The sequence below is a fragment of the Massilia sp. GCM10023247 genome, from assembly GCF_042653325.1.
Lineage (GTDB): Bacteria > Pseudomonadota > Gammaproteobacteria > Burkholderiales > Burkholderiaceae_D > Telluria.
In genome coordinates this window covers 312,688-326,513 of record NZ_JBHSIB010000011.1, presented here as the reverse complement: position 1 = coordinate 326,513, position 13,826 = coordinate 312,688, and the positions used below count along the sequence as shown (strand labels likewise).

Here is a 13,826-nt window from a genome sequence, read left to right as displayed (position 1 = left end):
GCTGGATTACGCCAGGGTGGCCCACAGGTCGTGGGCGTCGGCCTTGGTGACGAGCACGTCGGCGAACTGGCCCACGGCCAGCTTGTTCTTGCCCGGCACCAGCGGCCGCTTGATGTGGACCACGCCGTCGATTTCCGGCGCGTCGGCGCTCGAGCGGCCGATCGCTTCGCGCGGGCCGACTTCGTCGACCAGCACGCGGATCGTCTTGCCGACTTTCGCCTGCAGGCGCTTGAGCGAAATCTCTTCCTGCAGCAGCATGACGCGCGCACGGCGTTCCTCGCGCACCTCTTCCGGCACCGGATTGTCCAGCAGGTTGGCGGTCGCGCCCTCGACCGGCGAATAGGCGAAGCAGCCCAGGCGGTCGATCTGCGCTTCGCGCAGGAAGTCGAGCAGGTATTCGAACTCGGCCTCGGTCTCGCCCGGGAAGCCGGCGATGAAGGTCGAGCGGATCGTCAGGTCCGGGTTCATCTTGCGCCAGGCCAGGATGCGGTCGAGGTTCTTTTCGCCGCTGGCCGGGCGCTTCATGCGTTTCAATACGTCCGGATGGGCGTGCTGCATCGGGATGTCGAGGTAAGGCAGCACATGGCCGTCGCCCATCAGCGGGATCACCTGGTCGACGTGCGGGTACGGGTACACATAGTGCAGGCGTACCCAGGCGTCGTACTGGCGCGCCAGCTGGCCCAGCGCCTCGGTGAGCTGGGTCATGTGGGTCTTGATCGGGCGGCCGTTCCAGAAGCCGGTGCGGAATTTCACGTCCACGCCGTAGGCGCTGGTGTCCTGCGAAATGACGAGCAATTCCTTGACGCCCGCCTTGAACAGGTTTTCCGCTTCCTTGAGCACCTCGTGGATCGGGCGCGAGACCAGGTCGCCGCGCATCGACGGGATGATGCAGAAGCTGCAGCGGTGGTTGCAGCCTTCGGAAATCTTCAGGTAGGCGTAGTGCTTGGGGGTAAGCTTGACGCCGTGGTCCGGCATCAGGTCGATGAACGGATTGTGGGTCATGGGCAGGTGCTGGTGCACCGAGTCCATCACCTCGGCCATCGCATGCGGACCGGTCACGGCCAGCACCTTCGGGTGCACCTTGGTGATGATGTCCTCGCCCGCCGCATCCTTCTTCGCGCCCAGGCAGCCGGTGACGATGACTTTACCGTTTTCGGCCAGCGCCTCGCCGATCGCGTCGAGCGACTCCTGCACCGCGGCATCGATGAAGCCGCAGGTGTTGACGATCACGAGGTCGGCGCCGTCGTAGGACTTGGCGGTCTGGTAGCCTTCGGCGCGCAGCTGGGTCAGGATCTGCTCCGAGTCGACCAGCGCCTTCGGGCAGCCGAGCGAGACGAAACCGACCTTGGGCGCGGGGCCGGCGGCTGCGGCGGAGCTCGCTGCGGCGGCGTCAGTGGTGGCGGTGGCAGGTGCGGGATTACGGCGGAGTTCGAGCATGGAGGATGGGGTCAGAATGTTCTGGGCAATCCGCGATTGTACCCGAAGCGGACATTCCGGGACATGCCCGGGCCCGGTTTTGGCGCCCCGGAGCGGCGCGCATGCAACGCCGCCCTTGCCTCCCCTGCACCTGGCGTAGGGTAGGCGGGTCCCCCGCCTACGCGTCCAACCAGCGTGTGCATGGCGGAAGAACACAGCCGAAAAACACGATACCCGGCACATGGCCGGGTATCGACAACGCACAGCGCCCGGCGCTTGCCCTTACTTCTTGTCCGTCGGCGGCGTCGCCGGCGGGAACGGGAAGGCGGAAAACAGCGCCTTGCTCTGGTTCTGCATCTGCTCCTGCATCTGCACGAACAGGTTCTTGCTCTGGTCGATGTAGTTGTTCATCATGCCCTGCATCATCGGGCCCTGGACGTTCATGAACTGGGTCCACATCTCCGGGCTGAAGGGCTTGCCTTCGATGGCGCCGGCGGCGTTGGCCGTGAACTTGTTCTGGATGTCGGTGAATGCCTGGACGTTCTTTTCCAGGTAGGAACCCATCATCCCCTGCATGGCGTGACCGTAGTAGCGGATGATCTGGGCCAGCACCGCGCTCGAGAACATCGGCGCACCGTTCGCCTCCTCTTCCAGGATGATCTGGAGCAGGATGCTGCGAGTCAGGTCCTCGCTCGTCTTGGCGTCGACGACCGTGAACTCGTCGGCATCCAGGACCAGTTGCTTTACGTCCGTCAAGGTGATGTAGGAACTGGTCTGGGTGTCGTAGAGGCGACGGTTCGGGTATTTCTTGATCAGGCGTTCAGTACTGTTTTTTGCACTACTCATCTCAAGTTCCATAAATTGCGTCACAACCATGCATGGGCGGAACGCTTTTAATAATCACCAAAAAGCGGGCATCGCTCGTGCCGGTTGGGCGAGCCGCCCTCAACCGGACAAACCGACTAAAAATACCACGTTCATTACGCAGGTGCAGCAATTATTATGATCCATGCGGCAAGAATGCACCAAATTGGTGCATTCTTGCCAAGCTTACTCCGCCCTCGCCTTCACGTAGCGTCCTGGCGCCGGTTCCGACGGCAGGTGGCGCTCGTTGCCGGGCTGGGCCGGGGCCGGCACCTCGGCGCCGCCATTTTCCTGCAGGAAGCGCGCCCACTCCGGCCACCAGCTGCCCTTGCGCTCTTCGGCGCCCGCGAACCAGTCGTCGGGCGTGCGCGCACGGGTCTTGCCGTTCTTGTCGTTCACCCAGTAGCTGCGCTTGTTCTTCGAGGCCGGATTGATCACCCCGGCAATGTGGCCCGAGGCGCCCAGCACGAAGCGGTTGGCCTTGGCCTTCTTCGGGTTGAGCAGGTTCATGGAGGCGAACGCGGCCTGCCACGGCACGATATGGTCTTCCTTCGAGCCGTAGAGGAAGACCGGGCAGTCGATGCGGCCGAGGTCGACCGGCACGCCGCACACGTTCAGCTTGCCCGGCTGCTTGAGCTTGTCCTCGAGGTACATATTGCGCAGGTAGGAGCAGAACATCGGGCCCGGCAGGTTGGTGCTGTCGGCGTTCCAGTACAGCAGGTCGAAGGCCGGCGGCGCCTTGCCCCTCAAGTAGTTCTGCTGGACATAGTTCCAGATCAGGTCGTTCGGACGCAGGGCCGAGAACGTGGTCGCCAGGTCGCCGCCCGGCATGATGCCGCCCTTGCCCAGCTTTTGTTCGCGCAGCGCCACCTGGGTCTCGTCGATGAACACCTCGAGCACGCCGGGGTCGGAAAAATCGAGCAGGGTCGTAAGCAGGCTCAGGCTGGCAGCCGGCTGGCGGCCGCGCGCGGCCAGCACCGACAACGCGTTGGCGGCGATCGTGCCGCCGACGCAGAAGCCGAACACGTGCACCTTGTCCTGGCCGGTGATGTCGCGCGCGACGTCGATCGCCTCGATGGCGCCGCGCTCGACGTAATCGTCCCAGGTCAGCGAGCCCATGGATTTATCGGGATTGCGCCACGAGACCATGAACACCGTATTGCCCTGTTCGACGACATAGCGCACCAGGGAATTCTCCGGCTGCAGGTCGAGGATGTAGAATTTGTTGATGCACGGTGGAATCATCAACAGGGGCACGGCGCGCACCGTCGGGGTCGCCGGGCTGTACTGGATCAGCTGGAACAGCGCGTTCTCGTAGACGACGTGGCCGGGCGCGGTGCCGACGTTGACGCCGACCTCGAAGGCGGACTCGTCGGACTGGGAAATGCGGCCTTTCTGCAGGTCGGCCAGCATGTTCTGCAAGCCCTTGGCCAGGCTTTCGCCCTTGGTCTCGATGAGCTTGGCCTGGACTTCCGGGTTCGTCGCCAGGAAGTTGGCCGGCGACATCGCATCGACCATCTGCTGGACCGTGAAGCGGATCTTCTGGCGCTCGCGCGGGCCGGTCTCGACCGCATCGGCCAGGGCCAGCATGAATTCGCCGTTGAGCAGGTAGGAGGCGGCGGTGAAGGCCGAGAACGGGCTGGCCGTCCACTCCGAGCTCGAGAAACGCTTGTCGTGCAGCTCCGGGGTCTTGCCGGACATGAAGTCCTGCCACAGCTTGCCGGCCTTGTGCAGGTAGTCCTGGCGCAGCGCGTCCAGCCGCGCCGGCGAGACGGTCACGCCGAAGTCCTTGAACACGCCGGCCAGCGGGTTGGCAGCGCCAGGCTGGGGGGCGCCCGCGCCCTGCGGCAGCCAGCCCTGCCAGGCGGACGGATCGGTAAGCTGGTTCATCCAGGTGGCGGCAAAAGCTTGGGGGTCGGGCATGTTCATGTCGGCGTCCGTTGTTAGAATCGGGTTGTCAACTGGAGAAAAGCATGTGGATTGTTGCGATTGGCTGGATCTATGTCGTCATTTTGATGGCGGCGACGGAAACCTCGGTCACTGCCGGAATCATGACATTTTTAATTTACTGCATGATACCCCTGTCTTTGCTTTTTTACCTCACCGGTTCGAAGCGGCGCCGGGCACGGCGTGCTATGGCAGAGGCTCAAACCCGGGCCCAGGCCCAAGCGGGCACGCGCCCGGACGGCGCGACCGACGCCGCGGCGCCGGCGGCACCCGGGAATGGCGGGGACTAGAAGTATTGATGACGCCGGAGCGCGTCACTTGAGCCAGATCAAACTCGCCTGACGGCCGGTCACGCCATCGCGGCGATACGAATAAAAGCGGTCGCGCTCGATGGCCGTACAGTGCAGGCCGCCGGAGACGCTGGTGATGCCGTCTTGTTCCAGCATCCGGCGCGCCAGCGAGAACATGTCGGCCGTGTACTTGCCGCGCAGTTCGGGATGGCGCACGAAGGCAAAGCCGACGTCGATCCCGGGCAGGGCCGCGGCAAACGCATCGTACACGTCCTGCCCGACCTCGAAGGCGGTCGGGCCGATGGCCGGTCCCATCCAGGCCGTGATCTCGCCCGCGCCGCGCGCGCGCATGGCGGCCACCGTCTGTCCCAGCACGCCGCCGGCCAGCCCGCGCCAGCCGGCATGGGCGGCACCCACCACCTTGCCGTCCAGGTCGGCGAACAGCACCGGCAGGCAATCGGCCGTCAGGATGGCGCACACCAGGCCGGGGCCGGTGGCGATGCTGGCGTCGCCGGTGCGCACCGGCTGGTCGGCGCCGACCGTGGCGGCATCGACCACGGCCGCGCCATGGACCTGGGCGATCCAGGATGGACGGGCCGGCAGCAGCGCCTGCAGGCGCGCCCGGTTTTCCTGCACGGCCTGCGGGTCGTCGCCCACGTGCAGGCCGAGGTTGAGCCCGCCCGCGCCGCGCCCGTCGCCGTAGGGACCGAGCGAGACGCCGCCCTGGCGGGTCGTTGCCAGCGCCTGGACATTGGCCGGCGCATCCGGCCACTCGGGGATCACGAGGCAGGCCCTGTCCATTACACCGCTTCCGGTTCCGCGATGCCGGCGCGCGCGATCAGCTCGGCAAAGTCCTGCGCCAGCGGCACGACCCATTCGCATTGCTGGCCGCTGTCCGGATGCACCAGGCCGAGGCGCCGCGCCTGCAGCGCCTGGCGGTGGAACACCGGGCTCAGGTGCGTCTTGCCGTACACCGAGTCGCCGACCAGGCCGAAGCCGATCGACAGCATGTGCACGCGGATCTGGTGGGTGCGTCCCGTCTCCAGGCGGCACTGCACCAGGCTGACCGGACGGCGGTCGAGCATGCCTTCGGCCACCCGCGTGTAGTGGGTGATGGCCGGCTTCGCGCCCAGGCTGGTCGAGACCGCCATCTTGACGCGGTCCTTCGGGTGGCGCCCCATCGGCGCATCGATCGTGCCCGACAGTTGCGGCGTGCCCCAGACCAGCGCGAAGTATTCGCGCTTGACGGTGCGCGCCTGCAACTGGCGCACGAGGTCGGTCTGCGCCGCCAGCGTCTTGCCGACGACCATCAGGCCGCTCGTGTCCTTGTCGAGGCGGTGCACGATGCCGGCGCGCGGCACCGAGGCCAGCTGCGGCGCGTGGTGCAGCAGGCCGTTGAGCAGCGTGCCGGTCCAGTTGCCGGCGCCCGGGTGCACGACCAGGCCGGCCGGCTTGTTGATGACGAGGATGTGCTCGTCCTCGTAAACAATATTGAGGTCAATAGCCTCGGGTGCGAAAGCCGTATCCTCGGGTGCCGGCTGGGGCGCGACGACGACCGTCTCGTCGCCGTAGGCGGTGTCCTTGCCGCGCGCCGGCTTGCCGTCGACCAGCACGTTGCCCTGTTCGAACCACAGCTGCAGGCGGCTGCGCGAAAACTGCGGCACCAGGCCGGCCACGACCTTGTCGAGGCGCTGGCCGCAGGCCTCTTCGCCCAGATGCAGGGTGATCGGGGAAAGGTCGATGCCGCTGGCGCCCAGGGGCAGCGCGGGAAACTCGGCGTCGATTTCATCGTCGAAATCGGGGTCCAGGGGCAAATCCGCCGAATTCGGCGCGGTTGTTAATATCACGTCAGTCCCATCGGCTATAATCAGCCGTTCGTTGAATCTCGGTAAAACTTTTCTGCAAAAAGCTATGCAAAAAAAACTGTTGGTGGTGGTTGCTACAAGTGTCCTGCTGGGCCTGTCCGGTTGCGGCCTTCTGCCGGAGCGTGCTGACGAGACCCAGAAGTGGTCAGCGGAGAAATTATACGCTGAGGCACGCGGGGAGATGAGCAGCGGCCAATACGAAGCGGCCATCAGGCTGTTCCAGCGCCTCGAATCGAACTACCCGTTCGGCACCTACGCCACCCAGGCGCAGATGGAGATCGCCTACGCCCATTATAAGGCGCAGGACCAGGCCGAAGCGATGGCGGCGGTCGAGCGCTTCATCAAGCTGCACCCGAACCACCCGCAAGTCGACTACATGTACTACCTGCGCGGCCTGATCAACTTCAACGACCAGGTCGGCTTCCTGAGCGTGATCTATTCCCAGGACCCGACCGAGCGCGACCCGAAAGCGACGCGCGAAGCCTTCGCCGCCTTCAAGGCGCTGGTCGACAAATTCCCGAACAGCAAATACGCGCCGGACGCGATCGCGCGCATGAACTACCTGGTCAACGCGATGGCCGCCTATGAAGTGCACGTGGCGAACTACTACTACCGCCGCGGCGCCTACCTGGCCGCCGTCAACCGCGCGCAAAATGCCGTGGCCGACTACCCGGACGCGCCGGCACGCGAGGAAGCCCTGTTCATCATGCTGCGCGCCTACGACAAGATGGGCATGACGACCCTGCGCGACGACACCCGCCGCGTGTTCCTGCTCAACTACCCGCACAGCCGCTTCATGAATCCGAACACGGGCGGCGACGCGCCATGGTGGCGGTTCTGGGGCAAGCCGGCGCCGAAAGACGCGATCAAATAACTGCGAGCGGTGATCCCGCGTGGGCACTTGTGCCCACGCGGACGCACCGCCTCCCGACCGGCGCCCGGGTTCAGGCCCCTTCCTTGCGCCGGAACACCCAGCTGCGCTCGCTCGACTCCGCCGGCACGAACGCATACCCATCGACGTCGAACGCCTTCAGGTCTTGCGGGTCCGTGATGCCGTTCTCGATCGCAAAGCGCGCCATCATGCCGCGCGCGCGCTTGGCGAAGAACGAGATGATCTTGTATTTCCCGTTCTTCCAGTCCTCGAACACCGGCGTGATCACGGGCACGGCGAGCAGCTTCGGCTTGACCGATTTGAAGTATTCTTCCGAGGCCAGGTTCACCAGCGCCGTCGATCCCGTCTCGGCCAGTTCGGCGTTCAGGGCAGCGGTAATCGACTCGCCCCAGAAGGTATATAAATCCTTGCCGCCCGGATTGGCCAGCCTGGTGCCCATCTCCAGCCGGTAGGGGTGGATCAGGTCGAGCGGGCGCAGCAGCCCGTAGAGGCCCGACAGGATGCGCAGGCGGCGCTGGGCGAAGGCGAGCCCGCCGGCATCGAGGCTGCGCGCATCCAGGCCGGCATACACGTCGCCATTGAAGGCCATCACCGCCTGGTGGCCCTCGCTGTGATCAAGCGTCCAGCTGGCGTAGCGCGCCACGTTGAGCGCGGACAGCTGGTCGGAAATGTGCATCAGGTCGCCGACCTGGCCGGGCGACAGGTCGCGCAGCACGCCGATCAACTGGGCGGCGCGGTCGGCAAAGCGCGGCAGGGACTTTTCGGGGGTCGGGCTTGGGGTATCGAGGTCGAGGGATTTGGCGGGCGATAAGACAATCAGCATAGAGACTCAAACAAGTAAAACACGTAATCAAAAAATTTCCCACATGATACCCGCTTCCCTCCCCGACCGCGCCCAGCCCCTCGTCATCGACACCAATGTCTGCCTCGACCTGTTCGTCTTCCACGACCCGCGCTGGGCCAGCCTGCTGGCGGCGCTCGAAGCCGGCGCGGTACGCGCCGTGACCCGCGCCGACTGCCGCGACGAATACCTGGCCGTGCTGCACTACCCGCACCTGCCGCTCGACGACGACAAGCGCACGCAGGCGGTCCGGCGCTTCGACGCCCTGATCGCCGTGGTGGCGCCGGACAGCAAACCGGTGCGCCTGCCCGTCTGCAGCGACCGCGACGACCAGAAATTCCTGGAGATCGCGCGCGATGCCGGCGCCGCCATCCTCGTCACCAAGGACAAGGCCTTGCTCAAGCTCGGCCGCAAGACGGTCCAGGGCGGCCTGTTCCGGATCATGCTGCCCGAGGCCTGGGTGAAGACACAGGCCGAGGCCACGCTAAAATAAGCGCGTCCCAGCAAATCCTCCGCGCCATGACCACCCCTGCCCTGCGCTCGCGCCTGCCCGCCGTCGGCACCACCATCTTCTCCACCATGTCGGCGCTCGCCAGCGAGCACGGCGCCGTCAACCTCGGCCAGGGTTTCCCCGACTTCGGCTGCGACCCGCGCCTGCTCGACCATGTGAACGAGGCCATGCGCGCCGGCCACAACCAGTATCCCCTGATGACCGGTGTGCCGGCGCTGCGCGAAGCGATCGCCGCCAAGATCGCCCGGCTCTACGGGCACGGCTACGACCCGGCGCGCGAGATCACCGTCACCGCCGGCGCCACCCAGGCGCTCACCACCGCGATCCTGTGCTGCATCCATCCGGGCGACGAGGCGATCGTCATCGAACCGGCCTACGACAGCTACGCGCCGACGGTGACGCTGGCGGGCGGCGTGGTGGTGCCGGTGACGATGGAGCTGGGCGAAGCCGGCTACCGGCTGCCCTGGGACAAGGTGGCGGCCGCGGTGACGCCGCGCACGCGCCTGATCGTCATCAACTCGCCGCACAACCCGACCGGCTCGATCCTGCGCCGCGCCGACCTCGACCGGCTGGCCGCGATCGTCGAGGGCAGCGACATCCTGGTGCTGTCCGACGAGGTCTACGAGCACATGGTCTACGACGGCCAGCAGCATGCCTCGGTGGCGAGCCACCCGCGGCTGGCCGAGCGGGCCTTCGTCGTCTCGAGCTTCGGCAAGACCTTCCACGTCACCGGCTGGAAGGTCGGCTATGTCGCGGCGCCGGCGGCGCTCATCGCCGAGTTCCGGAAAGTGCACCAGTACAATGTCTTCACGGTGAATACGCCGATGCAGCATGGCCTCGCGCGCTACCTGGAGGACCCGCGTCCCTATCTCGACCTGCCGGCCTTCTACCAGCGCAAGCGCGACCTGTTCCGCGCCGGCCTGGCGCGCACCCGCCTGCGCCTGTTGCCGGCCGACGGGACGTATTTCCAGTGCGTGGAGTATGCGGGCGTCTCGAACATTCCCGAGGCCGAATTCGCCCAATGGCTGACGGTCGAATGCAAGGTCGCCGCGATTCCCGTGTCGGCCTTCTACAGCCAGGCCAGGGAGTCGGGCATCGTGCGCTTCTGCTTCGCCAAGGAGGACGCGACGCTGCGCCTCGCCCTCGAGCGCCTGGGCAGGCTGTAGGAACTAGCGCGCCAGCTGCTGCAGCTTGCGCTCGACGAAGCCCTGCAGCTCGCCGGGCAAGCTGCCGAGCGCCTTGGCCTGGCGGAAGGCGTCGAGCGCCTCGGCGTGGCGCTTGTCGGCCTGCAAGGCGATCCCCAGGCCCATCCACCAGACCGCATTGCCCGGCGCGCTGCGCAGGGCCGTCTGGTATTGCTCGGCCGCCTCACCGTAACGCGCCTCGCGCTGCAGGGCGCCGGCCAGGAAGGCGTGGTAATCGCCCTTGCCGGCCGCATACGGCAAGCTGCGCAGCAGCGTCTCGATGCCGCTCTTGCCGCGTTCGATCTGCAGCCGTGCCAGCAGCATCGCCAGGGCCGGCTGGCGCGGGTCGAGCGCCAGCGCCTGTTCCAGCTGGCCCATCGCCTCGTCGCCGCGCTTGCTTTCGATCAGCAGACTGACCAGGGTCTGGCGCGCCGCCTCGTGTTTCGGATGCGCGCGCAGCGTGGCCTGCAGCCCGGCGATCGCCTCGGCCACGCGGCCCTCTTCCAGGTGCGCCAGCGCGCGGCGATAACTGTTCTCGGCCTGCTGGGCGCCGCTGTCGAGCCGGCCCTGGGCTGCCGGCGGTGCTTCTTGCGGCGCGGGGCCGGTCCCCGCTTCCCTGCGCTTGAGGGCGGCCAGCCAGGCGGCATCAAGCCTGGCCCGCTCCGCCGCGCGCGCCTGCTCTTCGCGCAGGCGGCGGGTCGGCGCGGCCCGCTCGGCCTGCGGCAAGGCCGCGATGCGCGCCTGCTCGGCGTGCCAGCGTTTCGCCAGCCGCGCCTGCTCGGCGAGGGCGCGCTCGTTGGCGACCGCCCAGGAAGTTGTCTCGTGCGGCGCCGCCTCGGTGCGCGGCGCAGCTGGCGCCGGGGCGGGCTGTCGCGTTTCGGATCGCGCTTTCGCGGCGGGCGCAGCCGGAGCGACGGGAGGCGTCGCCGGCGCCTGGGCCGCCGCCAAGGGCGCCTCGGCCTGCACGCTGGCCGGCGCGGCGGGCGCAACCTCGGCCACGCTGACGGGGGGCGCTTCGGGGGGCGCTGCGGGGAGCGCTTCTGGGGGCGCTTCGGGAACCGCTGCGGGCACGGCCGCAACCGGGGCCGCCGGCTGTACCTCGAAGGTCTTGCCCTTGAGCGGAAGCATCACCCAGGCGGTCGCGCCGAGGGCCAGCGCGAGCAGGGCCGCGGTGACGGCCGCGATGCGCCGCGGCGGCAGGCGGCGCGCCGCGGGCGCCACCGGCTTGATCTCGGGCGGCACCTCGCCGGCGCGCGCATTGCCGCGCGCATCGAGGTCCTGCAGCATTTTATTAATCAGGCTCATCGTGCGAAGGTCCAGGCAAGTCCGGCCGCGCTTGCGCCCAGCGCGGCCAGCGCACCGAGGCCGGCCAGCCAGGACCAGGCGCGCCGCTTCGAGGCCAGCGTGTCGCGCGCGGCGGCGGCCACGTGGGCGGCCGTCACCTGCTGGCGGCCTTCGCCGTAGCACAGCATCATGGCCTTGTGCGCCAGGATGTTGACCAGGCGCGGAATGCCGCCGCTGGCGCGGTACAGGCGCGCCAGCGCGCCCTTGGAGAACAGCCGCGCGCCGCCGAAACCGGCCACCCGCAGGCGATGCGCCACGTAAAAGTCGAGGTCGTCGCGGCTGAGCGGCCCCAGGTGGTAATGGAAGGTGATGCGCTGGGCCAGTTGGCGGATCGCGTCCAGTTCCAGCTTGCGGTTCAGTTCGGGCTGGCCGAACAGGACGATCTGCAGCAGCTTGCGCTTTTCGGTCTCGAGGTTGGTCAACAGGCGCAGCGCTTCCAGGCTCTCGATCGGCATCGCCTGGGCTTCGTCCAGGCACAGCAGGACCTGTTTACCGGCGCCGGCCAGCTCCAGCAGGCGCTGCGTGAGCGACTTGAGCAGCTGGTGCTGGTCGAGCGGCTGGCCCTGCGGATCGAGCGCCACCTCGAGTTCGTCGGCCAGCGCCAGCATCAGCGTGCGCGGCTCGAGGAAGGGATTCGGGATGTAGGCGGTGACGAAGCCTTCGCCCAGCGTCGCCATGAACTTGCGGCACAGCAGGGTCTTGCCGGTGCCGACTTCACCCGTGATCTTGATGAAGCCTTCGCCGCTCCTGGCGGCCACCAGCAAGGTGTTGAGCGCTTCCTGCGAACCCGGACTGCCGAAAAAGAAACTCGTGTCCGGCGTGATGCCGAACGGCAGTTCGCGCAAGCCAAAGTGCTCTGCGTACATTACTTGCGCCCCTGGGTGCGCGGGTCGAGGCCCTCGATGCGGCGCGTCGTGTCGAGCAGGTCCTGGCTCCAGTTGGTGGCGCTGTCGACGATGGTCGGCTTGATCAGCACCACCAGTTCGCGCTTCTGGCTGACCTTGTTCTTGTTGCCGAACAGCGCGCCCAGCACCGGCACCCGGCTGGCGCCCGGCAGCCCGCTGCTGTCGTTGGTCGCGGCCTGGCGCATCAGGCCGCCGATGGCCACCACCTGGCCGTCGCGCCCGCGCACGATGCTGTCGAGTTCGGAAGTCGACGAGGCCGCCAGCGGCAGCGTCAGCGAGCCGGCCGAACCGAGGTCGATGCCCTTGGTGATGGTCGTCACCTGGCTCACCGAGGGGTGCACGTGCAGCAGGATGTTGCCCTTGTCGTCGATTTGCGGGGTCACGTCCAGCACCACGCCGGAAAAGAAGGGCTGCAGCGTGACGCTCGGCGTGACGGTGTTGCCGGCGGCGTTCGAGTTGGTGGTGGTGGTCACGCCGGTGACGAAGAATTCGTCGGTGCCGATCTTCAGCACGGCCTTCTGGTTGTTGACGGCGGCGATGCGCGGGCTCGACAGCACATGCACGCTGCCCTGCTGCTCCAGCAGCGAAATCAGGGCCGCGAAATTATTCGTCTGGAAGGCGAAGCCGAACAGCGCCCCGGCCGCGTTGGCCGCGTTCGACAGCGAAAAGCCGGTGCTGGCGGCCAGGCCCTGGCCGTTGGCGATCAGGGGCGGCTGGCCGCCGGTATAGGGCAGCGGCGCCAGCGCGGCGCCAGGGCCGATCAGGCCGCTCGAAACCCGGTTGCCGTGCGAACTGTTGATCGAAGCGAAACTGGCCCAGTTGATGCCGCTCTGGAACTGGTCGTTCAGCTCGACTTCCAGGATCTTCGCTTCCAGGATCACCTGGCGGTCCACCGAGAGCTGGGTCGCCTTCAGGTACATGTCGACGTTGCGCAGCTCGTCCGGCATGGCGCGGATCACCAGCACCCCCGATTGCGGGCTGATCACGACGCTGCGCCCGCCCTCTTTCGAGCCGACGATGGCCTCGATGGCGGCCTTCAGGTCGACCCAGAAGTCGTTGCTCGACAGGGTGTTGACGTCGGTGCTGTCGCCCTGGGTGGCGCCGTTTCCGTCCGGGCCGTTGCTGCCATTGTTTCCGCTGTTGCGGTTCTGCGGCAGGTTCTGGTTCTGCCCGCCCTCCTGGCCGCCGCTGCCGCTGGTGCCGGCATTCGCGACCGAGGTCGAGCTCACGCGCAGGTTCGAGGAGCCGCGCCGGCTGCCGATCAGGTAGTTCACGTGGAACATGCGCGTCTGCATCGTCAACGGACGGATCGTGATCCGGGTGCCGTCGATCTTGTACTCGTAGCCATACATCTCGCGCACGGCTTCCAGCGTTTCGGGCAGCGTCACGTCCTTCAGGTTGGCGCTGATGTTGCCGGCGACCTCGGGATGGACCAGCATGTTGTAGCGGGTGCCGGCAACGATCGAGCGGAAGAACTGCTGGGCCGGCACATTGTTGAAGGACACGTTGAAACGCTCCTCGAGCGCCGGCCGCGCCTTCGGCAATTCGCGCGCCAGGCTGGCCGCGGGCGGCAGCAGCGCATTCGCGACGGCGTCGTCGACCGGCGGCGCGGCACGGCTGGCGGCGCTTGCCGCGGCCACCTCGCGCTTGATGGCATCGTAGGTGGCGTGCGGCGGCGCCGAGCGGCAGCCGGCCAGCAGCGCGGCGGCCACGGCCAGCGCCAGGAGGGAGGTGTGTCGCATGGTGGTCGTATCCGTCATGGCGTAG

The 13,826-nt window shown here is 67.2% G+C and carries 13 protein-coding genes; 4 read left to right on the top strand and 9 right to left on the bottom strand.

The window, feature by feature from the left end; genetic code table 11:
* Positions 1–6 precede the first annotated feature (6 nt).
* The 3 genes from rimO to phaC all read right to left on the bottom strand — a co-directional run bounded on the left by rimO (position 7) and on the right by phaC (position 4,209).
* The gene (gene rimO, locus ACFPAH_RS11845) at positions 7–1,437 is read right to left on the bottom strand and encodes a 30S ribosomal protein S12 methylthiotransferase RimO (protein WP_379745128.1); all 1,431 of its coding nucleotides are present in this window, start codon (positions 1,435–1,437) and stop codon (positions 7–9) included.
* Between the two features lie 261 nt (positions 1,438–1,698).
* The gene (gene phaR, locus ACFPAH_RS11840) at positions 1,699–2,262 is read right to left on the bottom strand and encodes a polyhydroxyalkanoate synthesis repressor PhaR (protein WP_379745125.1); all 564 of its coding nucleotides are present in this window, start codon (positions 2,260–2,262) and stop codon (positions 1,699–1,701) included.
* Positions 2,263–2,466: 204 nt separating this feature from the next.
* Positions 2,467–4,209, bottom strand: coding sequence for a class I poly(R)-hydroxyalkanoic acid synthase (gene phaC / locus ACFPAH_RS11835; RefSeq protein WP_379745122.1), 1,743 nt, complete (start codon positions 4,207–4,209; stop codon positions 2,467–2,469).
* A gap of 44 nt (positions 4,210–4,253) precedes the next feature.
* On the opposite strand from phaC, the gene ACFPAH_RS11830 reads away from it, so the two are divergent.
* Positions 4,254–4,517, top strand: a complete 264-nt coding sequence (locus ACFPAH_RS11830) for a hypothetical protein (protein WP_379745119.1) — start codon at positions 4,254–4,256, stop codon at positions 4,515–4,517.
* Between the two features lie 24 nt (positions 4,518–4,541).
* On the opposite strand, the gene pgeF is transcribed toward ACFPAH_RS11830, so the two are convergent.
* Both pgeF and ACFPAH_RS11820 read right to left on the bottom strand, forming a co-directional pair.
* The gene (pgeF, locus tag ACFPAH_RS11825) at positions 4,542–5,318 is read right to left on the bottom strand and encodes a peptidoglycan editing factor PgeF (RefSeq protein ID WP_379745116.1); all 777 of its coding nucleotides are present in this window, start codon (positions 5,316–5,318) and stop codon (positions 4,542–4,544) included.
* Positions 5,318–6,364 (bottom strand): RluA family pseudouridine synthase, encoded by a 1,047-nt coding sequence (locus ACFPAH_RS11820; RefSeq protein ID WP_379745113.1) that lies wholly within the window; start codon positions 6,362–6,364, stop codon positions 5,318–5,320. Before ACFPAH_RS11820 ends, pgeF begins: the two co-directional genes overlap by 1 nt.
* 64 nt (positions 6,365–6,428) lie before the next feature.
* Here ACFPAH_RS11820 and ACFPAH_RS11815 point away from each other — a divergent pair, with 64 nt between their 5' ends.
* Positions 6,429–7,256 carry an outer membrane protein assembly factor BamD gene (locus ACFPAH_RS11815; protein WP_379745110.1) on the top strand — a complete coding sequence of 276 codons (828 nt, stop codon included), beginning with the start codon at positions 6,429–6,431 and terminating at the stop codon, positions 7,254–7,256.
* A gap of 70 nt (positions 7,257–7,326) precedes the next feature.
* On the opposite strand, the gene yaaA is transcribed toward ACFPAH_RS11815, so the two are convergent.
* On the bottom strand, positions 7,327–8,097 hold the full coding sequence (gene yaaA, locus ACFPAH_RS11810) for a peroxide stress protein YaaA (RefSeq protein WP_379745107.1): 771 nt from the start codon (positions 8,095–8,097) through the stop codon (positions 7,327–7,329).
* Between the two features lie 43 nt (positions 8,098–8,140).
* Here yaaA and ACFPAH_RS11805 point away from each other — a divergent pair, with 43 nt between their 5' ends.
* Complete coding sequence (locus ACFPAH_RS11805) at positions 8,141–8,608, top strand: putative toxin-antitoxin system toxin component, PIN family (RefSeq protein WP_379745104.1); 468 nt, start codon at positions 8,141–8,143, stop codon at positions 8,606–8,608.
* A gap of 26 nt (positions 8,609–8,634) precedes the next feature.
* A complete protein-coding gene (locus ACFPAH_RS11800; RefSeq protein WP_379745101.1) occupies positions 8,635–9,792 on the top strand; it encodes a pyridoxal phosphate-dependent aminotransferase in 1,158 nt (385 codons plus the stop codon).
* Positions 9,793–9,795: 3 nt separating this feature from the next.
* Here the strand turns inward: ACFPAH_RS11800 and ACFPAH_RS11795 are convergent, their stop codons facing one another.
* From ACFPAH_RS11795 to mshL, 3 genes are read right to left on the bottom strand one after another with little or no spacing between them, the layout of a single operon-like run.
* Positions 9,796–11,115, bottom strand: a complete 1,320-nt coding sequence (locus tag ACFPAH_RS11795) for a tetratricopeptide repeat protein (RefSeq protein ID WP_379745098.1) — start codon at positions 11,113–11,115, stop codon at positions 9,796–9,798.
* Positions 11,112–12,020, bottom strand: coding sequence for an ExeA family protein (locus tag ACFPAH_RS11790; RefSeq protein ID WP_379745095.1), 909 nt, complete (start codon positions 12,018–12,020; stop codon positions 11,112–11,114). Before ACFPAH_RS11790 ends, ACFPAH_RS11795 begins: the two co-directional genes overlap by 4 nt.
* Complete coding sequence (mshL, locus tag ACFPAH_RS11785; protein ID WP_379745093.1) at positions 12,020–13,801, bottom strand: pilus (MSHA type) biogenesis protein MshL; 1,782 nt, start codon at positions 13,799–13,801, stop codon at positions 12,020–12,022. Before mshL ends, ACFPAH_RS11790 begins: the two co-directional genes overlap by 1 nt.
* Positions 13,802–13,826: the final 25 nt, after the last annotated feature.